The sequence below is a fragment of the Janthinobacterium sp. FT14W genome, from assembly GCF_009208755.1.
Classification (GTDB): Bacteria; Pseudomonadota; Gammaproteobacteria; order Burkholderiales; family Burkholderiaceae_D; genus Janthinobacterium; species Janthinobacterium violaceinigrum.
On record NZ_WFLL01000017.1, the window covers coordinates 22161 to 42294 of the forward strand.

Below are 20134 nucleotides of genomic sequence, written 5' to 3' on the forward strand. Positions count from 1 at the left end.
TGAATGGAATTATTTTTTAAGCAAAAAAAACGCTGCCCGAAGGCAGCGTTTCTTGATGGTCAAGCACTGGAGCAAGCCAGGCCGGCGTGTGCCGGACCCTGCGAGCCGCGCAGCGTGGCGATCTATCAGTTGCGTACGACACGCTTGTATTCGTTGGTACGGGTATCGATTTCGATGACGTCGTCCTGTGCCACGAACAGCGGCACTTGCACGGTGTGGCGGTGCGCGTCGATGGCGTTTTCGATCTTGGCTTCTTTCAGGACGTTGCCCGACGTGTTGCCCTTGACCGCTGGCTCCGAGTACACCACTTGACGGGCGATGGTCGTAGGCAGTTCTACGGAGATGGCCTTGCCGTCGTAGAAAATGGCTTCGCATTCCATGCCATCTTTCAGGTAGTTCAGCGCTTCGCCCAGATTTTCTTCTTCGATTTCGTACTGGTTGTACTCGGCGTCCATGAAGACGAACAGCGGGTCGGCGAAGTACGAATACGTCACTGGCTTTTTATCCAGAACAACAACGTCAAACTTGTCGTCGCCGCGGAACACGTTTTCCATCGGGGTGTTCGTCAGAAGATTTTTCATCTTCCATTTGTAGGTGAAGCCCGTGCGGCTCGAACCGTTGACATCAGAACGCAACACGATCATTGGCTTGCTGTCGACCATGATGATATTGCCAACACGAATTTCTTTTGCGGGTTTCATAGGAATGTACGTAAAAAGTGGGGTTGCATGAAGACCATCTGCCGCCTGTGCGCCATCGGCGCCGCAAGCTTGCGTTTGATCGGTTAAAAATACGTTAGAAATAACCGGGCATTTTACCTTAATTTTGGGCAAGCGCCTATCTCGTCGCGCCAGCGAACGCCAGCAAGTTACTTGCCAGATCGCCATTAGCCTGCATCTGCTGCCGCCAAGCCTGCGCGCGCGCGCGGATGCGCGGCAGATCGGCCCGCAATGCAGGCCACAGCTGCGTCCACGGCACGGCGTCCGCGCTGGCGCCATTCCAGGCCAGGGCCGCCTGCACGAGACTGGTTATCGGCCCTTCCCCGTCCACCGCATAGCGCCGCAGGAAGGCGCGCAATTTCACGTGGTGCAGGTTTTCATCCTGCAGGTAGATATGCCAGAGAAAAGGCAGGCCCGCCCATTGCGCGCGCACGAAGGAATCTTCGCCGCGCACGAAGTTGACGTCGCAAGCCCACAGCAGGCGGTCGTAATCGTCCTGCGGCACGAACGGCAGCACGCGTACGGTGAGCGCGCCGCGCGTGCGCGCCGCCCCGGCGACAGCCGCATCGTCGCCGATAAATGCCTGAACGGCATCGAACGCGACGCCTTCCGGCACCAGGCACGTCACGGGCTCGCTGCCCGCCTGCCACACGGAAAACAGCTCGGCGGCGGGGGCGGACGGGTAGCAGAACAGCGATACCTTCAAGGCCGACATCTGCGCCGCCGTCACGCCGAATTGCCCCAGGAATGCCGCCATGGCCCCCGTATCGGCCTGGAATGCCAGCCTGTTCTCGTCCAGCGCCGCTTCGCGCAGCAAGCCGCCCGTCTTGTCCGTGAAGCCGGGAAAGAAGAAATGCTTGGTCATGCCGTGGCGCGGCGAGGTCAGCGCGTGGCAGCCCTCGACCCACTCTTCCGCCGTCAAGCCTTCCAGGTTCAGCCACACCGGCTGCGGCGCGCACTGCGCCATGGCGGCGATATAGCCGGGCGGAATGTCGCAGGCAAAGAACTCGATGACGATATCGGCGACATCGGCGGGCGCAAACACGCCATCCTGGCCGCGCCAGTGGCGCACCATGACGCCGGACACCTGCTGCTGCGCCGCCGCCACGTCGATCGCGGGGCAAATGCGCCGGAAACTCGGCAAATCGTCGACCCACAGGGTCACGGCCACGCCGTGCTCGCCGCTCAACTGCCGCGCCAGACGCCAGCAAATGCCGATATCGCCGTAGTTGTCGACGACTTTGCAGAAGATGGCCAGAGATGGCGCGCGATCGCTAGGTAATGGCATGGGCAGGCAAGAAAAGAAGGGGGAAGCTGGCAAACAACAAAAAAGCCGCGCTGTTACCAGGCGGCTTTGTTGTTGGCTGATTCAGCCGGTCTGGCGTCCCCAAGGGGATTCGAACCCCTGTACTCACCGTGAAAGGGTGATGTCCTAGGCCTCTAGACGATGGGGACAGAAAATCTGTCCTGGATGCGCTGCCTTGCATCCCGACCTGTTACTACTTGCGAATCTGGCGTCCCCAAGGGGATTCGAACCCCTGTACTCACCGTGAAAGGGTGATGTCCTAGGCCTCTAGACGATGGGGACAGAAATCTGTCCTGAATGCACTATTTGCATCCTGACCCGGTACCGCAGCAATATTGCAGAAACAAAAAAAGCCTGACTTGTCAGGCCCGTTCAGCACTGCACTCACTTTACAACTAAATCCTGGCGTCCCCAAGGGGATTCGAACCCCTGTACTCACCGTGAAAGGGTGATGTCCTAGGCCTCTAGACGATGGGGACCTGTGCTGGTTTTACTCTCAGCGGACTCTTCGTTGAAGGCTTTGCTTAGCCCCTCAAAAAAGCGTGCGCGAAGTTTAACACGAAGCGATTCACGAAATCAACTGCTGGCCTTCTTTTTTCCGCCTTATTTGAATCATCGCCCCCTATGGGGACAGGATGATGGCAGGAAGATATGGAAGCGGCGGCACGCCAGGCACGCAGAAAAAAACCGCGCCAGACGTCTGGCGCGGCAAAAGCATTCATTAACGCAAGATATCGTCCGTACTGGCGATGCGCACGTCATGCATCTGGCCCAGATACGCCTCCAGATAGCCCTTGTGGGAGGCGCCGACGATGACCAGGGTGCGCATGCCCGGGCGCGCCGCCATGATTTCGCGGATGTTCGATGCCATGCGCAAGTTGCGCACTTCCCAGGAGGCCACGTAGTTGCGGCCGTAACGCTGCGGCGACGGCTCTTCCAGCGCCGCGCCAAAATCGCCGCGGAAGGCCAGATCCGCCTCTGCGCGTCCGTTATAGGCGCGGTAAACCGCCAGCACACCGGCGGGCGTATTCAATTGCCCTTCAAACCCGGCATGAATGCGCCTGCGCTCGGCAGAAAAGGAATTATCCCAGGCCGCCCTGATCGCCTTGGCATACGCCTTTTCATCGTCAACAGGCATATCGGACGTATGGTCATCCATGCCGTGCACCCGCTCGTGCCCGCTCTTCGCCGCCAGCACGGCAGCAATCTGATAGCTCTCGTTGCGCTGCCCCAGCAGGGAATTGAGGTCCGCGGCCAGGGGTTCGCTCACGCCGTCACCGGCGCGCCGCTCATCAACAGGCAGGCGCAGCCATTGCACCAGCGCCGATGCACGCTCGCCACCGGCCAGGAACAGGGAGGCCAACGTGCGCCGCTGGGCGGCGGACGGCGCCGCGGGCCAGGCGGCCAGCAAACGCTCCGCCTGCGCCGTGGCCGCCACCGCATCGAGCCCCGTAGCGGCCCGCGCGACGGCAGTATCATAGCAATAGACTTTCACCGTATCGCCATAGCGCTGCGGATAGGCGCGCAAGTAAGCGCATTGCAAGCCCGAAAGCGCCTCGATGGCGATCGCGTCCGGCCGCCAGCCCGCCAGGCGCTCGTTGAGCAAGCTCAATTGAGACGGATCAAACGATTTTGGCAATTGCGCCAAATGGGGGGAACCGAGCACCAGCACGTCATTGAACGGCCCCTTTTGCAACTTCAGCGCACCGGGGTCGAATTTCGCCGCAGGCGGCGCCTCCGCATGCGCGGGAATATGCATGATGGTGGCAAGAAAAAAACTGGCAAATAAGCGGTGCATCCTGTCTCCTGAATGTAATGGTCCATTTTTAATGGCAGGCCATGCAAAATTGAACCTGCCCGCCAACTGTAACCGCTCCGAAAATCACTGTCAGTTATAGCCAAGCAACCAATAGAAACAAAAAAAGCCGCCTGGGGCGACTTTGATGTATTTCCATTCCCACTCCATTGCCAAACGCAAGCGGGATCGAACATTCACCTCTTGCTTGCCATACCAACACCGCCACAGTTAAACCATATTCCCCTGAAAGCCATAACAACAAATGCCTCGGAAATAAAAAAAGCCACCCAAGGCGACTTTGACTTATTCACTTCTATTTACCACCCGTTTCTGCGCTGCTGGTGGAGGTTTGCGGGACTAACTCTGACATCTTGCGCAAAAATCGTTGACGCAAATAAAAAAAGCCGCTCGAGGCGACTTTGATTACCATGTGATTTCTGCGCTGTTGGTGGAGGTAAGCGGGATCGAACCGCTGACCTCTTGCATGCCATGCAAGCGCTCTCCCAGCTGAGCTATACCCCCCGGGCGCAGAAACACTGCTACTTCTTCACAACCACAACACCAGACTGAACTGGCGTCCCCAAGGGGATTCGAACCCCTGTACTCACCGTGAAAGGGTGATGTCCTAGGCCTCTAGACGATGGGGACCTCGGTACTACAGTTTTACCACCTTACTTCTGCGCTGTTGGTGGAGGTAAGCGGGATCGAACCGCTGACCTCTTGCATGCCATGCAAGCGCTCTCCCAGCTGAGCTATACCCCCCGGGCGCAGAAATAATAAAAGCCGCACTTGGCGACTTTGTTCCACTACTTGCTTTCCATCCAGATTCCGCTTTTTACGGGCCTGAACTTACAACAATCAGTACAAACAACTGCCACTACTATACCACAACTACCTGGCGTCCCCAAGGGGATTCGAACCCCTGTACTCACCGTGAAAGGGTGATGTCCTAGGCCTCTAGACGATGGGGACCGCGGAACTTCCAGACAACAACTGCACCACTTCAACGACTAACAAAACCTGACTGCGATTTTGCTGCTGGTGGAGGTAAGCGGGATCGAACCGCTGACCTCTTGCATGCCATGCAAGCGCTCTCCCAGCTGAGCTATACCCCCGTTGGTGCAGAAACAAGAGTATAGCAAAGAAGTTTCACTCTGCAAATACCCTTTTTCGTCTATGAGCAACTTTTCATAGGGGCGGTTTCTGCACCGCATTTACACGCTCAATTCGGCGCGGCGATTACAGCCACTTTGCCAGGCGCGCCAGCACGGTCTCGCGGCCGAAGATCACCACCACCTGGTCGATGGCCGGCGTCTGCAGCTGGCCCGTCAGGATCAGGCGCAAAGGCATGGCCAGCAGCGGCATCTTGATGGTGTTCGCGGCCAGCACTTCCTTGATCATGGCGGCCACGGCTTCCTTGCTCCACTCCACCGTGGCGATGCGTTCGGCAAACTGCGCCAGCACGGGTTTGATGGCGTCCGTGATGTGCTGCGCGGCCAGTTCCGCTTCCGGCTGCGGCTCGCGGAAGAACAGCATCGAGGCGGCCGCCAGTTCATTGACGGTGTTGGCGCGCTCTTTCATCATGCCCAGCACTTGCGCCAGGTCCGGCGCGCCTTCGAAGACGGCGCCGGCGGCCAGCATTTGCGGGCGCGCCAGGTCGGCCAGGCGGGCATTGTCGGCCTGCTTGATATAGTGGTTGTTCAGCCAGGCCAGTTTTTCATTGTTGAACTGGGCCGCCGATTTCGACAGGTGGTTCAGGTTGAACCACTCGCAGAACTGCTCGGTCGAGAACACTTCATCGTCGCCATGGCTCCAGCCCAGGCGCGCCAGGTAGTTCAGCATCGCTTCCGGCAGGAAGCCCTGCGCCGGGTAGTCCATCACGCTGACGGCGCCATGGCGCTTCGACAGCTTCTCGCCATCCGCGCCCAGGATCATCGGCAGGTGGCCATACAGGGGCAGCGGTGCGCCGATGGCGCGCAGGATGTTGATCTGGCGCGGGGTGTTGTTGACATGGTCGTCGCCGCGGATCACGTGGGTAATCTGCATGTCCCAGTCATCGACGGCCACGCAGAAGTTGTACGTTGGCGTGCCGTCCGGGCGGGCGATCACCAGGTCGTCCAGCTCGCGGTTGGAAATCGTGATCGTGCCCTTGACCACGTCGTCCCAGCTGACGTCGCCGTCGAGCGGGTTCTTGAAGCGCACGACGGGTTTGCGGTCAGCCGGCACGGCAGGCAGGGTCTTGCCCGGTTCCGGACGCCAGGTGCCGTCGTAGCGCGGTTTTTCGCCGGCGGCGCGCATGCGCTCGCGCATCGCTTCGACTTCTTCCTGCGACGAGTAGCAATGGTAGGCCGTGCCCTCCGCCAGCATCTGCGCCACCACTTCGCGGTAGCGGTCCATGCGCTGCATCTGGTAGAACGGGCCTTCGTCGTGATCCAGGCCCAGCCACTTCATGCCCTCGATGATGGCTTGCACGGCTTCCGGCGTCGAACGTTCCACGTCCGTGTCTTCGATGCGCAGCACGAAGGTGCCGCCGAAGTGGCGGGCATACGCCCAGCTGTACAAAGCGGTGCGGGCGCCGCCCAGGTGCAGATAGCCGGTCGGGCTGGGAGCGAAACGGGTACGGACAGGAGTAGCAGTGGTGGTCATCGAAGTAATCAGGCTTAAATTAAGAAAACACCATTTTACTCTGTTGACCGCCGCCGCTCCACCGCTGCGCCTAGAGCAGCTGCAAGCGCCGCTTGACGGCGTCCGCCTGCGCCTGCAGCGCCTGCTCGAACAGGGCGACCAGTTGCGACAGGGGCCGGTGCAGGGGCTTGACCAGATTCACCGTGAACGGCAAGGACACGGCAAAGCGGCGGATCTGCAAGCCCTGTCCCGCATAGTCGAGCGCCGTGAGCGGATTGACGATGGCCAGTCCCACGCCTTCGCGCACCATGGCGCAGACGGAGGCGGCGCTGTGCGTATCGAGCGCCATGCGCCGCTCCACGCCAGCCTGCGCGAAGATGGCGTCGATCTGCTGGCGGTAAGGGTCGACGGCGGCTAGGCTGATGAAAGGCTGGCCCGCGAAGTCCGCCGGCTGCAGCACGGCTTTCGCCGCCAGATCGTGGCCGTCGGGCAGCACGCACACTTCATCGACGGACATCAGGGTACTCAATGTGGTGCCCGGCGGCGCGCTGCCCACTTCCGTCAGGCCGATATCGTGGCGCTGCGCCGACAGCCACTCTTCCAGCAGCGGCGACTCCTGCGGCGTGATGCTGATGCTCACCTTGGGAAAGTCGGCGACGAAGCGCTTGCACGCCTGCGGCAGCAGCGACTGGGAAAACACGGGCAGGCAGGCGATCGACAGCTGCCCCTGGTCGAACTGGCGCAGGGCCGCCGCCGTGCTGACGATGCGCTCCAGGCCGAAATACGCGCGCTGCACTTCCGCGAACAGCTGCAGCGCCTGGGCCGTGGGGCGCAACCGCCCCCGCTCGCGCTCGAACAGGGTCAGGCCCGTCAGATGCTCGAGGCGCGCCAGCTCGCGGCTGACGGTGGGCTGCGACGTGTGCAGCATGGCGGCGGCGGCCGTCACGCTGCCCGTCGTCATGATGGCCCGGAAGACTTCGATATGGCGCAGGGAGATAGTCATACCCATATCATAAATGAATAAGGTAGGTTTAAATGGATATTTTATATTCGAAGCGCAATCGGCCATCATGCAGTCACTCCCCCATTCCCCCGAAAGCACACGATGAAGCCCGTCACCGACCAGACCCTCGCCAAACTCGCCCAGGAACACGGCACGCCGCTGTGGGTATATGACGCGGCCACCATCCGCGCGCGCATCGCCCAGCTGGCCCAGTTCGACACCGTGCGCTTTGCGCAAAAGGCCAATTCGAACATCCATCTGCTCGCGCTGATGCGCGAAGCGGGCGTGCACGTGGACGCCGTCTCGCTGGGCGAGATCGAGCGCGCGCTGCAGGCGGGCTTTACGCCGGCGCAAACGAATGGCGCCGCCGGCCTGGTATTCACCTGCGACCTGTTCGACCGCGCCACCCTGGCGCGCGTGGCGGCGGCGAAGATCGAAGTCAATTGCGGCTCCGTCGACATGCTGCGCCAGCTGGGGCCCGTGTCGCCCGGCCACCGCGTCTGGCTGCGCATCAATCCCGGCTATGGCCATGGCCATAGCAACAAGACGAATACGGGCGGCGAAAACAGCAAGCACGGCATCTGGCATGAAGAGCTGCCGGAGGCGCTGGCCGTCATCCGCGCGCATGGCCTGCACCTGGTGGGCCTGCACATGCACATCGGCTCGGGCGTCGACTACAGCCACCTGGAAACCGTCTGCGGCACCATGGTCGAGCTGGTAAAAAACATGGGCCACGACCTGGAAGCCATTTCCACGGGCGGCGGCTTGTCCGTGCCCTACCGCGAAGGCGAGCAGCCCGTCGACACGGACCACTACTTCCAGTTGTGGGACGCGGCGCGCAAGCAGATCGAGGCGCACCTGGGCCACCCCGTGCACCTGGAAATCGAACCGGGCCGCTTCCTGGTGGCCGACGCGGGCCTGCTGGTGGCCGAAGTGCGCGCCACCAAGCAAATGGGCGGCAACCACTTCACCTTGCTCGATACGGGCTTCAATGAACTGATGCGCCCCGCCATGTACGGCAGCTACCATGAAATGTCGGTGATTGCGCATGACGGCCGCGCGCTGGACGCGCAGCGCGCCACCGTGGTCGGCGGCCCCCTGTGCGAATCGGGCGACGTATTTACCCAGCGCGACGGCGGCGTGGTGGAAACCCGGCTGCTGCCGGCAGCGCAGGTGGGCGACCATGTCGTCTTCGAAGGTGCGGGTGCGTATGGCGCATCGATGTCGTCGAACTACAACAGCCGTCCCCATGCGGCCGAATACCTGGTCGACGGCGAGCAATCCCGCCTGATCCGCCGCCGCCAGACGGTGGCCGAGCTGATCGCGCTGGAACAGTTGTAACACCTTGCCCCGTGCGGGCATGCGCATCTGCTAACATCGGGGCAACCCGATGAAAGCCCGCCATGCCCGTCCAAGTATTTCCCTCGCGCAGCGCCGCCCTGCTGCTGCCGCTGCTGCTGTCCGCCCTTCTCGCCGGCTGCGCTGCGCTGCCTTCGCTGGACGGCCGCATCCCCTCCAGCGTCATCACCGATACAGGGCACACCCAGCTGGCCACGGCCATTGCACCCCTGGTGGCGCAGCACCCGGGCGTCTCCGGCATCTACCCGCTGGTCGACGGGCGCGACGCCTTTGCCGCGCGCGCCCTGCTGGCCGCTGCGGCCCAGCGCAGCCTGGACGTGCAGTACTACATCTGGCACAAGGACATCACGGGCACCCTGCTGTTCGACGCCCTGCGCCAGGCCGCCGAGCGGGGCGTGCGCGTGCGCCTGCTGCTCGACGATAACAACACGGCGGGACTGGACCAGACCCTGGCCATGCTGGGCAAGCAGCGCAACCTGGAAATCCGCCTGTTCAATCCCTTCGTGCCCCGCGCGCCGCGCGCGCTGGCCTTTGCCACGGATTTTTCCCGCCTCAACCGGCGCATGCACAACAAATCGTTCACGGCCGACAACCAGGCCACCATCGTGGGCGGACGCAATGTGGGCGATGAATATTTTGGCGCGGCCGGCGACGTGCTGTTCGCCGACCTGGACGTGCTGGCCGTGGGCCCCGTCGTCGACGAGGTCTCGCATGAATTCGACCGCTACTGGAACAGCGCCTCGGCCTACCCGGCCAGCCTGCTGCTGACCAGCCCCGTCGATGGCGACGCGGCCACCATCGCCGCCGAGGCGGACCGCATCGACGATACGCAGGCGGCCGAGGCCTACGTGCAGGCGCTGCGCACCTCGCCCTTCGTCAGGCAGATGATGGAACGCACCCTGCCCTTCGAATGGGCAAAGACGCGCATGGTCAGCGACGATCCGGCCAAGGTGCTGGACAAGGCACGGCCAGGCACGGGGGTGGCGGAAAACCTGCAGAATCTGCTGGGCGTGCCGGAAAAGGAAGTCGACCTGGTATCGCCGTATTTCGTGCCCGGCAAAGCCGGCACCCAGGCCTTTGCCGACCTGGCGAGAAAAGGCGTGGGCGTGCGCATCCTGACGAATGCGCTGGAAGCGACCGACGTGGCGGCCGTGCATGCGGGCTATGCGAAGTGGAGAAAGCCGCTGCTGGAAGCGGGCGTGCTGCTGTATGAATCGCGCCGCTCGTGGGAACAGGGCGACGCGCGCGAACAACCGGGCCGCTTCGGCAGCTCCGCATCGAGCCTGCATGCGAAGACCTTTGCCGTCGACGACCGGCGCATCTTTGTCGGCTCGTTCAATTTCGATCCGCGCTCGATCGAGCTGAACACGGAAATGGGCCTCGTCATCGACAGCCCCGTGCTGGCCAGCCAGCTGGGCCTAGCCATGCGCACCACAATCCCGCAGCGCGCCTACCAGGTGCTGCTTGGCGACGACGGCACGCTGTACTGGATCGCCCGCGACGCCGGCGGCGGCACCACGCGCTACGACACGGAACCGGGCGCCAGCGTGTGGAAGCGCATGGGGGTGGCGATACTGTCGGTGCTGCCGATTGATTGGCTACTGTAAAGCACGCAGCCTATGTCATTTCCCGCGAAATGGCCGACAATATTTAAGGTCGGGGTATGGTTTCTCACCATCAAAAAATATCATTCTCAAACCAATAACCGTATCTGAGTAGTGACAATAAAAATTGGGATAATCCGGTACTGGCAACAGAGGTGGCGCCGGTGTGGTCTCAAGCCGGAACATCGTGCTCTGTAATCGGACGACCTCGGACAAGCGCACGGTCTTGCGCGTACTTTCATTCGGGAGATCAGCATCCCGTAAAACCGTGCGCGGTTGACCAAAATCTGACTGACCTACCACGCTGGAGCTGAGGTAAAACAGTTTCATCGGTTTACGCAAAATAGCATTAAACTGATCGCTGTCCTCAAAGTTCAATATATCAAGCGGGGCGAAATCGGCCTGCAGATCCTTTCGGCAGTCTGATTCATACTCCGCAAATACCCATATATTATCGGCATCAAAGACAATAAGGCGTGGTACAGGCTCATCCGTGCTACATAATGCGTTTGGCCGCAAATCGATTGCAACAACACCAGCGTCGTTTCCTTCCAGTGATCGGCGCTCGTCACCACCAAACCCAGGCCGAAGCAAATATATTTTGCGTGATTCTTCTTTAACAAGACTAACTGCACGATACGTCGTGTTGGCATAGGCCGAAAGCATTGGTTGAAACTGCAACTTGCCGGGATGCCACACGCTCACTCTGTAGCGACCTATCTCATGCCAATCCGGCTTCTGCGGTCGCTCCATCACCCAAAAACCCGGCGGGTCACATTTTGGCGGCACTTCACTATGCTCACATTTGTTATAGGCATGCAGATCAAGCCCGTTGCTCAGACTTAGCCACGGCTTGTCGGCCTTCAAGGGAACGGCATAATAATAGTCATATGAGGCATGATCGAAGTGTGGCACGACGCACCCCGGCAGCAAAATCCACATCAATGCCATACAACAACATTTGAATAGTGAACTGTTCATTGACGTCCTCATCGTGAAATAAAGAAATTTCACTATCCGTCAAGAACTTTGCGTGCCTATTGATATTTGTCGACTTACAACTCTTAAATCAATAAAAAAACAGGCTTCCGTGAAAACGCAAGCCTGGCCTTTACATCAACGATACACCTCTATGCCTGAACTACCGCACCACCTCCATCAACACCCGCCCTTCCGACGCCGACGGCTGGCGCACGCGCAGCAGGTGCGCCAGGGTCGGGGCGATGTCGACCACTTCCGCGTACTGGCCATAGGCACCCGGCTTGATCCAGCGCGGGCCGAACACCATCAGCGGCACGTTCGTGTCATACGTGTACGGCGTGCCGTGCGAGGTGCCGCCTACGCCCTTACCGAAGTACCAGGCCGGTTTCGTGACGACCATCAGGTCGCCCGACAGCTGGCGGTTCCAGGCGCGGCGCATCAGGGTATCCATGCGCGTGGCCACGGCCCCCGTTTCCATCTGCGTGCGCGTGTAGACTTGCGCCAGGCCGTCCTGCTGCAGCAGGAAGCGGGCCGCCGCGTCTTCCAGGGCGGCGCGCTGGATGCCGCTCTTTTCCGCCAGCGCGTAATCGAGATAGATATTCGGCAGCGACGATACGGTGACCAGCTTATCCACGCCCAGGGTCGTGGCCAGGTGCTGGTTCAAGGCATCGACCAGTTTCGCGCCGTCGATGCGCTTGGCGGAAAAACCGCCGCGCGCTTCCGTAAATTCCGGCACGTTGGCAAAGCCATGGTCGGCCGTCAGCACCACCAGCACGTTGTCCATGCCGACTTTTTTATCGAGGTCGGCAAAGAAGCCGGCCAGCATGCGGTCCAGGCGCTGCAGGTGGTCGTGCGACATCTTGCTTTCCGGGCCGTAGGCATGGTTCACGTAATCGTGCGCGGACAGGCTCACGCCCAGGATATCGGGCACGCCAGCCGGGTTGCGGCCCAGGTTCTCGCCATCGATGGCGGCGCGGGCAAATTCCAGGGTCAGCTCGTCGAGGAAGGGGCCGGCCTTCAGGCGGCTGTAGTATTCGCCATCGAGCTTGCCGCTGTCGCTGTAATAGGCAAACGGGAAGGTGTTGCGCGTGCCCGGCTTGGCCGCCACGAGGTCGTCGCGCGCATCGTTGACGTAGGCCCCGTCGGCCAGCAGCGGCGTCCAGCTCTTGCCGTAATAGCGGTCCTGCGGCCTAGCGGCCTGGTAGCGCCGCACCCACTGCGGGTGCTGCTGCATATAGTAGGTGCTGCTGGCGAAATTGCCCGTCTTTTCCATGTACATGTACGCCGTACCCGTTTTCCCGGCCAGCAGGATGGCGCCGCGGTCCTTGCCCGACACGGTGACGACCTTGGCCTTGTCGCCCGTGGAATAGCGCAGCTCGTCGCCCAGGGTGCTCACGCGCAGCTTGACCGGCGACGTGCCGTCGTCGGGCTGCGTTTCTTCGCCGATGTAATGGAAATTGCCGTCCTCGGTGCAGTACACGGATTTCTTCGTGACGGGATCGATCCAGTTATTGCCGATCACGCCGTGCTGGTAAGGATAGGCGCCCGACAGCACGGCCGAATGGCCGATGGCCGTCACCGTGATGCCATGCGCCTGGTGCGCATCGCTGAACCACGCGCCCTGCTCCAGCAGGCGGCGGAAGCCGCCCTGGCCGAACTGGTCGCGGTAGCGCGTCACCTGTTCCTGCGGCAAACCGTCCACCACCAGCACCACCACCAGCTTCGGCTGCGCCACACCGGCAGAAGCAGCAGGAACGGCCTTGGCCGCATGTGCCTGGCTCGCCGCCATGCCAGCCACCAGCAGCAGCGCCTGCGCCAGTTGCCGGGAAAGGGAGAAATGTTTCGTCATATCCGCTCGTTTATCAGAACTCGTTATTGGAATGCCATCGGGATGCCATACCTTGGCCACCGGGCAGCATACGCCGACTATATGACGTAACGATGACAATAAGCAATATTATGAAAAAGGCCGGACTCCTGCGGGAATCCGGCCTGTCGCGGTGTTGCGCGGAATGGCTGGGCGGCTACTTGACCGTCACCTTGATACTTTTGCTCAACTCCGGCCCATACGACTGGTGCGCGCCGTTGGCGAACTGCATGGTCAAGGTGTACTGGCCCGGCGGCAAGGTCACGTCCGTTTCCGTCTGCCCTTTGCCGAAATGCAAATGTTTGTCGTCCATGGGGATCATCTCGCCCGCCTTCATCGGTCCCATATTGATAAGCAGATGATGGTGGCCCGTCTTGGCCGTCATGTCGCCGGCCGGCTTGACGTCCATGCCGCTGACGGCAAATTTCACTTTGAACGGGCTGCTCACGGTCGCGCCATCGACGGGCTCGACAAACGAGACGGATTGGGCGAAGGCGCTGGCGGCCAGCAGGCTGCCCGCGATCACGGCTGCGGCTTGGCGCAGGAATACGGTGGTCAATTGCATGATGTCTCCTCTTGTTTAATATAACAACACGGACTGCATGAAACCATATTCCTGCCGGTCGTGGCGCCGGGGAAGAGTGCATCCAATGGCACCACGGTGGTCTTGAAAACCGTAGCGAGCAAGCTCAATATCGGGTTGAGTAACGCAACCGTACTTTAGTACGGTGAGTAACGCCGACCCGAAAGTGAGCTGCGCAGTAGGTTTGCAAGGCCACCCAGCCGCTAATCGTTCTTGATGACGATGCTCGGGAACTTGCTCGTCATATCCTTGGCCTTTTCCGCCACCTTGATCGCAATGGTGCGGGCGATCTGCTTGTAGATGACGGCGACGGGGCCTTCCGGCTCGGCCACGACGGTCGGCGTACCGGAATCCGTCTGCTGGCGGATGGCCATGGTCAGCGGCAAGGCGCCGAGGAATTCCACGCCGAAGTCCGCGCACATCTTCGCGCCGCCGCCGGCGCCGAAGATTTCTTCCGCATGGCCGCAGTTCGAGCAGATGTGCGTGCTCATGTTTTCCACCACGCCGAGGATGGGAATGCCGACTTTCTCGAACATTTTCAAGCCCTTGCGCGCGTCCAGCAGCGCGATGTCCTGCGGCGTGGTCACAATCACGGCGCCCGTGACGGGCACTTTCTGCGACAGGGTCAATTGAATGTCGCCCGTGCCTGGCGGCATGTCGACGATCAGGTAATCGAGATCACGCCAGTTGGTCTGGTCCAGCAACTGCTGCAAGGCTTGGGTGACCATGGGGCCGCGCCATACCATCGGCTCGTCCGGATCGATCATGAAGCCGATCGACGACACTTGCAGGCCGTGGTTTTCCATCGGTTCCATGCTCTTGCCATCGAGCGTCTTCGGCTGGCCGCCAATGCCCAGCATCATCGGCTGCGACGGGCCATAGATATCGGCGTCCAGCATGCCGACGGTGGCGCCTTCGGCGGCCAGGGCCAGGGCCAGGTTGACGGCCGTGGTCGATTTGCCAACACCGCCCTTGCCGGACGCGACGGCGATGATGTTTTTCACGTTGCTCATCGGCTTCAAGCCGCGCTGCACCGTGTGCGAAATGATCTTCGACGACACGCCCACGCTGACGTTGCCCACGCCCGGCAGCACGCGCAGCGCGGCCAGCACGGATTTGCGGATCAGGTCGATCTGGCTCCTGGCGGGGTAGCCCAGTTCGATGTCGAGGGAAATATCATTGCCGTCGACCTTCAGATTCTTGACGGTTTTACTGGAAACGAAATCTTTATGTGTATTTGGATCAATAACCTGGGCCAGCGCGGCCTTGACGTCTTCTACTGTGATGCTCATGTAAATCTCCGTGTGTACTACATATATGCAATACGCGCAGTCTAGCGCAAATTTGCATGGCGCGATGGCGGCAAAAGCATCACTTGCCAGCGCTGCATCTGCTCATATTGCCTTTCCGCTGTTAAAATGACCTATTATCCATCCCAAAAGTGCATCAATCATGACTCGCAAGCTGTTCGTCACCACTGCCCTGCCTTACGCAAACGCCGCTTTTCACATTGGCCACATCATGGAATACATCCAGGCCGATATCTGGGTCCGGTTCCAGCGAATGCAACGCGATGGCGCAGCCGGCCGTGAAGTGCACTTTGTGGGCGCCGATGATACGCATGGCACGCCCATCATGATCGCCGCCGAAAAGGAAGGCATCACGCCGCAGCAATTCGTCGCCAACATCGCCGCCGGCCGCGCCCAGTACCTGGACGGCTTCCATATCGCCTTCGACAACTGGTATTCGACCGACTCGCCGGAAAACGTCGACCTGTCGCAATCGATCTACCGCAAGCTGCGCGATACGGGCCTGATCGTCACGAAAACCGTCGACCGCTTCTTCGACCCCGTGAAAGGCATGTTCCTGGCCGACCGCAACATCAAGGGCGAATGCCCGAAATGCGGCGCCAAGAACCAGTACGGCGACAATTGCGAAGTGTGCGGCGCCGCCTACCAGCCGACCGACCTGGTCAATCCGTTCTCCGTCTTCACCAATGCGACGCCCGTGATGAAGCCGTCGGAACAGTATTTCTTCAAGCTGTCCGACCCGCGCTGCTTCGAATTCCTCAAGGATTGGCTCAACACGCCAGGCCGCCTGCAGCCTGAAATGGTCAACAAGGTCAGCGAATGGCTGGGCGAAGCGGGCGAAAAGCTGGCCGACTGGGATATCTCGCGCGATGCGCCCTATTTCGGCATCCCGATTCCCGATGCGCCGGGCAAGTTCTTCTATGTGTGGATGGACGCGCCCGTCGGCTACCTGGCCAGCCTGAAAAACTATTGCGACAAGAAAGGCCTCGATTTCGACGCCCTGCTGAACGATCCTGCCACGGAACAAATCCACTTCATCGGCAAGGACATCGTGTCCTTCCATTTGCTGTTCTGGCCCGCCATGCTGAAATTTGCCGGCCATCCGGTGATCGACAAACTGAAAGTCAATGTTCACGGCTTCCTGACGGTCAACAACGAAAAGATGTCGAAATCGCGCGGCACGGGCATTTCGCCGCTGCGCTACCTGGACCTGGGCATGAACCCGGAATGGCTGCGCTACTACATCGCCTTCAAGCTGAACTCGAAAGTGGAAGACCTGGACTTCAACGGCGACGATTTCGTGGCCCGCGTAAACAGCGACCTGATCGGCAAATACGTGAACATCGCCAGCCGCTGCGCCGGCTTCATCGCCAAGCGTTTCGACGGCAAGCTGGCGTCGACGCTGTCGGAAGGCGCGCAAAGCTGGATCAACCGCGCGCTGACGGTGGACGTCAACGGCGTCATCGTCGAGCGCCAGGCCAGCATCGCCGCGCACTTCGAGAACCGCGAATTCGGCAAGGCCTTGCGCGAAATCATGGAAATCGCCGACATCACCAACCAGTATGTCGATGAAAACAAACCGTGGATCCTGGCCAAGGATGCGGACAAGACGGCCGAGCTGCACGACGTGTGCACCACGGCCCTGATCCTGTTCCGCCAGCTGACGATCCTGCTGTCGCCGGTGCTGCCGGGCGTGGCGAAGAACGTGGCCTCGTTCCTCAACGACGCCGAATTCACCTGGGCCGACACGCAAGTGTTCGGCGACGCCGTCTCGAACAGCATGCTGGGCCGCACCATCGGCGCCTACAGCCATTTGATGACGCGCATGGATGCAAAGATGATCGAAGCGCTGTTTGACGCGCCGCAAGCGGCCGCCGTGGCGGCACCGGCGGCCGACGCCGCCAACGACGCTGCACCAGCGCCGGTTGCGGAAACACCGGCTTCCGCCATCGAGGAACTGGCGCCCGAGATCAAGATCGACGACTTCCTCAAGGTCGACCTGCGCATCGCCAAGATCGTCAACTGCGAACTGGTGGACGGCTCCGACAAATTGCTGCGCCTGACCCTGGATGCGGGCGAAGGCCGTTTGCGCAACGTCTTCTCGGGTATCCGCTCGGCCTACCAGCCGGAAGAGCTGATCGGCAAGCTGACGGTGCTGGTGGCCAACCTGGCGCCGCGCAAGATGAAGTTCGGCATTTCCGAAGGCATGGTCATGGCTGCGTCCGCCGCCGACGAGAAGGCGAATCCGGGTATCTACATCCTGAACCCGTGGCCAGGCGCCGAACCTGGCATGCGCATCCGTTAAGGACAGACAGGAACCGATGATGAATATCGTGGTGCGCGAAGCAACAAATGCCGATGCACAGCTGATAGCCGACCTGACCCGCGCCGCGTGGGCCGGCAAGGTGGCCGCCTCGTCCAGTGGACACCACGAGACGGCGCAGCAGGTGGAAGAGCAATTGCGCCACGGCGGCGGTTTTCTGTTGCTGATCGACGACATTCCAGCCGGCTCGCTGCGCTGGATGCCGCTCGACAGCGATCCCGCCATCTGGAAGATTTCACGCATGGGCGTGCTGCCCGCCTACCGGGGCAGCCACGTTTCGCAGCACTTGCTGGAGGCCATCATTCATCACGGCCTGTCGTGCCAGGCCGAGGAATTGCGCCTGGCCGTGCGGCGCGACCAGCGCAAGCTGCTCGATTTTTATGCGGCCTTCGAATTCGAGCTGGCCGAGGAACTGGAATATTCGCACGCCAACCCCGCCGAACCGGCGCCGATGGTGATGCGGCGCCTGCTGCGTTATTGATTTTTAGCAATTTCGCCCCTGGACTTGCCGATACAACAACCCGCCAAGCGACACGGCGCGGTAAAATACGGCCGGCTGACCTTACTTATAAGACACTCAGAAGAGAATATGAAACTGCCTGCAAAACACACCAACTACGTATCCGACCACACCTTGTTCATCGCCGAACTGAAGGCCAAGAATCCTGGCATGGAAGCGGGCCAGCAAGCGGGCCGCGCCCTGCTGTGGGACAAGCCGGCCGTCAGCATCGATGAGCAGGAGCGCCAGCTGGCATCGGCCATCAAGCAACAGGCTTACGTTTACCAGAACAAGAACTAAGACCTGGAACCGGCACGATGTTGCCTGAAGAGTCTGCAGTCACGCCGGAAGTGGACGCTTCCGGCGCCGGCGCAGTCATCGAGTCGCCCGCACCTGTCGCTGACGGCGACGGCAGCGGCGACCCTGCAGCATCGGCCACGGCAATAACGGACGGGGCGCCCGCCGCCGACCCGCTGGGCATCGCCCGCCTGTATGGCGAGCCGATGCTGCGCATGCCGACGGATCTGTACATTCCGCCGGACGCGCTGGAAATCTTCCTCGAAGCCTTCGAAGGCCCGCTCGACTTGCTGCTCTATCTGATCCGCAAGCAAAACTTCAACATTCTCGATATCCCGATGGCGCAGGTGACCCTGCAATATCTGAAATATGTGGACCAGATCCGCGTGCGCAACCTGGAACTGGCCGCCGAGTACCTGCTGATGGCCGCCATGTTGATCGAGATCAAGTCGCGCATGCTCTTGCCATCGCGCAAGAGCGACGTCGAGGAAGATGGCGGCGACCCCCGTGCCGAACTGGTGCGCCGCCTGCTCGAGTACGAGCAGATCAAGCTGGCCGCCTACGACCTGAACGCCATTCCCCAGTTCGAGCGCGATTTCGTGCGCACGCAGATTTTCATCGAGCAAAGCCTGACGCCCACCTGGCCCGACGTGGAGCCGGTGGACTTGCAGCAGGCATGGCTCGACGTGCTGAAACGCGCCAAGCTGACCCAGCATCACCGCATCAGCCGCCAGGAACTGTCCGTGCGCGAGCACATGTCGAGCATCCTGCGCCACTTGCAATCGTCGCGCTTCGTCGAGTTCAGCGAGCTGTTCGACATTGCCGGCGGCGTGCCCGTGGTGGTGGTCAACTTCGTGGCCCTGCTGGAACTGGCCAAGGAAACCCTGATCGAAATTACGCAAGCCGAACCGTTTGCCCCCATCTACGTCCGGCTGGCCTATTCGCCCGCCTGATCCCCTCCCTTTGTCACTGACCACCGTACAACGGGGTTTTAGCGAAAGCAATCCATGAAAATTATTTCCGACATCGAAGAATTGCGCGACCAGCTCAGCGGACAGCTGCGCACGGCGTTTGTACCCACCATGGGCAACCTGCATGAAGGCCATCTGTCGCTGATGCGCCTGGCGCGCAAGCATGGCGACCCCGTCGTCGCCTCGATCTTCGTGAACCGCCTGCAATTCGGTCCGAACGAAGACTTCGAGAAATATCCGCGCACCATGGCGGCCGACATCGCCAAGCTGGAAAAGGAAGGCGTGTACGTGCTGTTCGCGCCCACGGAAAAGGAACTGTACCCGGAACCGCAGGAATACCGCGTGCGCCCGCCCGATGACCTGGGCAATACCCTGGAAGGCGAATTCCGCCCCGGCTTCTTCGAAGGCGTGTGCACGGTCGTCACCAAGCTGTTTTCGTGCGTGGGTCCCAGAGTGGCCGTGTTCGGCAAGAAGGATTACCAGCAACTGATGATCATCCGCAACATGGCGCGCCAATTCGCGCTGCCGACGGAAATCATCGCCGCCGAAACCTACCGGGCCGACGATGGCCTGGCCTTATCGTCGCGCAATATGTATCTGTCGGAAAGCGAACGCGCGGAAGCGCCGGAGCTGTACAAGGGTCTCAATTTCGTCGCCGAGGAAGTACGCAAGGGCAACCTGGCCGTGGGCGAACTGGAACAGGCGGTCATGCAGCTGCTCGACGGCCGCGGCTGGAAACCGGATTACATCGCCGTGCGCAAGCGCGCCAACCTGCAGGCACCAAACGCGGCCGAACTGGCTGCCGGCGAACCGCTGGTGGTGCTGGCCGCCGCCAAGCTGGGCCAGACCCGCTTGATCGACAACCTGGAAATCTAAGCGTCGCCTCGAC

Annotated in this window: 16 protein-coding genes and 8 tRNA genes; 7 read left to right on the forward strand and 17 right to left on the reverse strand. The window is 61.0% G+C overall.

Annotation, left to right across the window (positions count from 1 at the left end; genetic code table 11):
• Window positions 1–125: 125 nt before the first annotated feature.
• The 13 genes from GCN74_RS13445 to GCN74_RS13505 all read right to left on the reverse strand — a co-directional run bounded on the left by GCN74_RS13445 (window position 126) and on the right by GCN74_RS13505 (window position 7451).
• Window positions 126–701, reverse strand: coding sequence for an elongation factor P (locus GCN74_RS13445; protein ID WP_034778059.1), 576 nt, complete (start codon window positions 699–701; stop codon window positions 126–128).
• A gap of 136 nt (window positions 702–837) precedes the next feature.
• Window positions 838–2007, reverse strand: a complete 1170-nt coding sequence (gene earP / locus GCN74_RS13450; protein ID WP_152257145.1) for an elongation factor P maturation arginine rhamnosyltransferase EarP — start codon at window positions 2005–2007, stop codon at window positions 838–840.
• A gap of 91 nt (window positions 2008–2098) precedes the next feature.
• Window positions 2099–2174: transfer RNA gene (locus GCN74_RS13455), tRNA-Glu, on the reverse strand.
• Window positions 2175–2231: 57 nt separating this feature from the next.
• A tRNA-Glu gene (locus tag GCN74_RS13460) sits at window positions 2232–2307 on the reverse strand.
• Between the two features lie 121 nt (window positions 2308–2428).
• Window positions 2429–2504 (reverse strand) — tRNA-Glu (locus tag GCN74_RS13465).
• A 242-nt stretch (window positions 2505–2746) separates the two neighbouring features.
• On the reverse strand, window positions 2747–3823 hold the full coding sequence (locus GCN74_RS13470; RefSeq protein ID WP_152257146.1) for a DUF5694 domain-containing protein: 1077 nt from the start codon (window positions 3821–3823) through the stop codon (window positions 2747–2749).
• Between the two features lie 446 nt (window positions 3824–4269).
• A tRNA-Ala gene (locus GCN74_RS13475) sits at window positions 4270–4345 on the reverse strand.
• A 50-nt stretch (window positions 4346–4395) separates the two neighbouring features.
• Window positions 4396–4471: transfer RNA gene (locus tag GCN74_RS13480), tRNA-Glu, on the reverse strand.
• Between the two features lie 38 nt (window positions 4472–4509).
• Window positions 4510–4585, reverse strand: a tRNA-Ala gene (locus tag GCN74_RS13485).
• Between the two features lie 134 nt (window positions 4586–4719).
• Window positions 4720–4795: transfer RNA gene (locus GCN74_RS13490), tRNA-Glu, on the reverse strand.
• Between the two features lie 67 nt (window positions 4796–4862).
• Window positions 4863–4938 (reverse strand) — tRNA-Ala (locus GCN74_RS13495).
• Between the two features lie 124 nt (window positions 4939–5062).
• Window positions 5063–6469, reverse strand: coding sequence for a glutamate--tRNA ligase (gene gltX / locus GCN74_RS13500; RefSeq protein WP_152257147.1), 1407 nt, complete (start codon window positions 6467–6469; stop codon window positions 5063–5065).
• 70 nt (window positions 6470–6539) lie between these two features.
• Window positions 6540–7451, reverse strand: coding sequence for a LysR family transcriptional regulator (locus GCN74_RS13505; protein ID WP_152257148.1), 912 nt, complete (start codon window positions 7449–7451; stop codon window positions 6540–6542).
• A gap of 102 nt (window positions 7452–7553) precedes the next feature.
• Between GCN74_RS13505 and lysA the strand changes: the two genes are divergently transcribed.
• Both lysA and GCN74_RS13515 read left to right on the forward strand, forming a co-directional pair.
• Window positions 7554–8792, forward strand: a complete 1239-nt coding sequence (gene lysA / locus GCN74_RS13510; protein WP_152257149.1) for a diaminopimelate decarboxylase — start codon at window positions 7554–7556, stop codon at window positions 8790–8792.
• A gap of 62 nt (window positions 8793–8854) precedes the next feature.
• Window positions 8855–10417 carry a phospholipase D family protein gene (locus GCN74_RS13515; RefSeq protein WP_152257150.1) on the forward strand — a complete coding sequence of 521 codons (1563 nt, stop codon included), beginning with the start codon at window positions 8855–8857 and terminating at the stop codon, window positions 10415–10417.
• 15 nt (window positions 10418–10432) lie between these two features.
• On the opposite strand, the gene GCN74_RS13520 is transcribed toward GCN74_RS13515, so the two are convergent.
• From GCN74_RS13520 to apbC, 4 genes are all read right to left on the reverse strand, one after another.
• The gene (locus tag GCN74_RS13520) at window positions 10433–11395 is read right to left on the reverse strand and encodes a hypothetical protein (protein WP_152257151.1); all 963 of its coding nucleotides are present in this window, start codon (window positions 11393–11395) and stop codon (window positions 10433–10435) included.
• Between the two features lie 160 nt (window positions 11396–11555).
• Window positions 11556–13244: an alkaline phosphatase family protein gene (locus GCN74_RS13525; protein WP_226939028.1), complete on the reverse strand. Its 1689-nt coding sequence runs from the start codon at window positions 13242–13244 to the stop codon at window positions 11556–11558.
• Between the two features lie 175 nt (window positions 13245–13419).
• A complete protein-coding gene (locus GCN74_RS13530; protein ID WP_152257152.1) occupies window positions 13420–13827 on the reverse strand; it encodes a DUF4399 domain-containing protein in 408 nt (135 codons plus the stop codon).
• Between the two features lie 221 nt (window positions 13828–14048).
• Entirely contained in the window at window positions 14049–15137 is a 1089-nt protein-coding gene (gene apbC, locus GCN74_RS13535; RefSeq protein ID WP_152257153.1) for an iron-sulfur cluster carrier protein ApbC, read from the reverse strand.
• 160 nt (window positions 15138–15297) lie between these two features.
• On the opposite strand from apbC, the gene metG reads away from it, so the two are divergent.
• The 5 genes from metG (at window position 15298) to panC (ending at window position 20121) form a co-directional block, all read left to right on the forward strand.
• Window positions 15298–17460, forward strand: coding sequence for a methionine--tRNA ligase (gene metG / locus GCN74_RS13540; protein ID WP_152257154.1), 2163 nt, complete (start codon window positions 15298–15300; stop codon window positions 17458–17460).
• A 19-nt stretch (window positions 17461–17479) separates the two neighbouring features.
• Window positions 17480–17959 (forward strand): GNAT family N-acetyltransferase, encoded by a 480-nt coding sequence (locus tag GCN74_RS13545; RefSeq protein ID WP_152257213.1) that lies wholly within the window; start codon window positions 17480–17482, stop codon window positions 17957–17959.
• Window positions 17960–18067: 108 nt separating this feature from the next.
• Window positions 18068–18277 carry a DUF3460 family protein gene (locus GCN74_RS13550; protein ID WP_152257155.1) on the forward strand — a complete coding sequence of 70 codons (210 nt, stop codon included), beginning with the start codon at window positions 18068–18070 and terminating at the stop codon, window positions 18275–18277.
• A gap of 17 nt (window positions 18278–18294) precedes the next feature.
• Window positions 18295–19227, forward strand: a complete 933-nt coding sequence (locus GCN74_RS13555; RefSeq protein WP_152257156.1) for a segregation and condensation protein A — start codon at window positions 18295–18297, stop codon at window positions 19225–19227.
• A gap of 54 nt (window positions 19228–19281) precedes the next feature.
• Complete coding sequence (panC, locus tag GCN74_RS13560) at window positions 19282–20121, forward strand: pantoate--beta-alanine ligase (protein WP_152257157.1); 840 nt, start codon at window positions 19282–19284, stop codon at window positions 20119–20121.
• Window positions 20122–20134: the final 13 nt, after the last annotated feature.

Bases quoted from the DNA above. Each gene is read 5' to 3' on its own strand.
- GCN74_RS13445 (WP_034778059.1), bottom strand. From the start codon at position 701: ATGAAACCCGCAAAAGAAATTCGTGTTGGCAATATCATCATGGTCGAC.
- earP (WP_152257145.1), bottom strand. From the start codon at position 2,007: ATGCCATTACCTAGCGATCGCGCGCCATCTCTGGCCATCTTCTGCAAA.
- GCN74_RS13470 (WP_152257146.1), bottom strand. From the start codon at position 3,823: ATGCACCGCTTATTTGCCAGTTTTTTTCTTGCCACCATCATGCATATT.
- gltX (WP_152257147.1), bottom strand. From the start codon at position 6,469: ATGACCACCACTGCTACTCCTGTCCGTACCCGTTTCGCTCCCAGCCCG.
- GCN74_RS13505 (WP_152257148.1), bottom strand. From the start codon at position 7,451: ATGACTATCTCCCTGCGCCATATCGAAGTCTTCCGGGCCATCATGACG.
- lysA (WP_152257149.1), top strand. From the start codon at position 7,554: ATGAAGCCCGTCACCGACCAGACCCTCGCCAAACTCGCCCAGGAACAC.
- GCN74_RS13515 (WP_152257150.1), top strand. From the start codon at position 8,855: ATGCCCGTCCAAGTATTTCCCTCGCGCAGCGCCGCCCTGCTGCTGCCG.
- GCN74_RS13520 (WP_152257151.1), bottom strand. From the start codon at position 11,395: ATGAACAGTTCACTATTCAAATGTTGTTGTATGGCATTGATGTGGATT.
- GCN74_RS13525 (WP_226939028.1), bottom strand. From the start codon at position 13,244: ATGACGAAACATTTCTCCCTTTCCCGGCAACTGGCGCAGGCGCTGCTG.
- GCN74_RS13530 (WP_152257152.1), bottom strand. From the start codon at position 13,827: ATGCAATTGACCACCGTATTCCTGCGCCAAGCCGCAGCCGTGATCGCG.
- apbC (WP_152257153.1), bottom strand. From the start codon at position 15,137: ATGAGCATCACAGTAGAAGACGTCAAGGCCGCGCTGGCCCAGGTTATT.
- metG (WP_152257154.1), top strand. From the start codon at position 15,298: ATGACTCGCAAGCTGTTCGTCACCACTGCCCTGCCTTACGCAAACGCC.
- GCN74_RS13545 (WP_152257213.1), top strand. From the start codon at position 17,480: ATGAATATCGTGGTGCGCGAAGCAACAAATGCCGATGCACAGCTGATA.
- GCN74_RS13550 (WP_152257155.1), top strand. From the start codon at position 18,068: ATGAAACTGCCTGCAAAACACACCAACTACGTATCCGACCACACCTTG.
- GCN74_RS13555 (WP_152257156.1), top strand. From the start codon at position 18,295: ATGTTGCCTGAAGAGTCTGCAGTCACGCCGGAAGTGGACGCTTCCGGC.
- panC (WP_152257157.1), top strand. From the start codon at position 19,282: ATGAAAATTATTTCCGACATCGAAGAATTGCGCGACCAGCTCAGCGGA.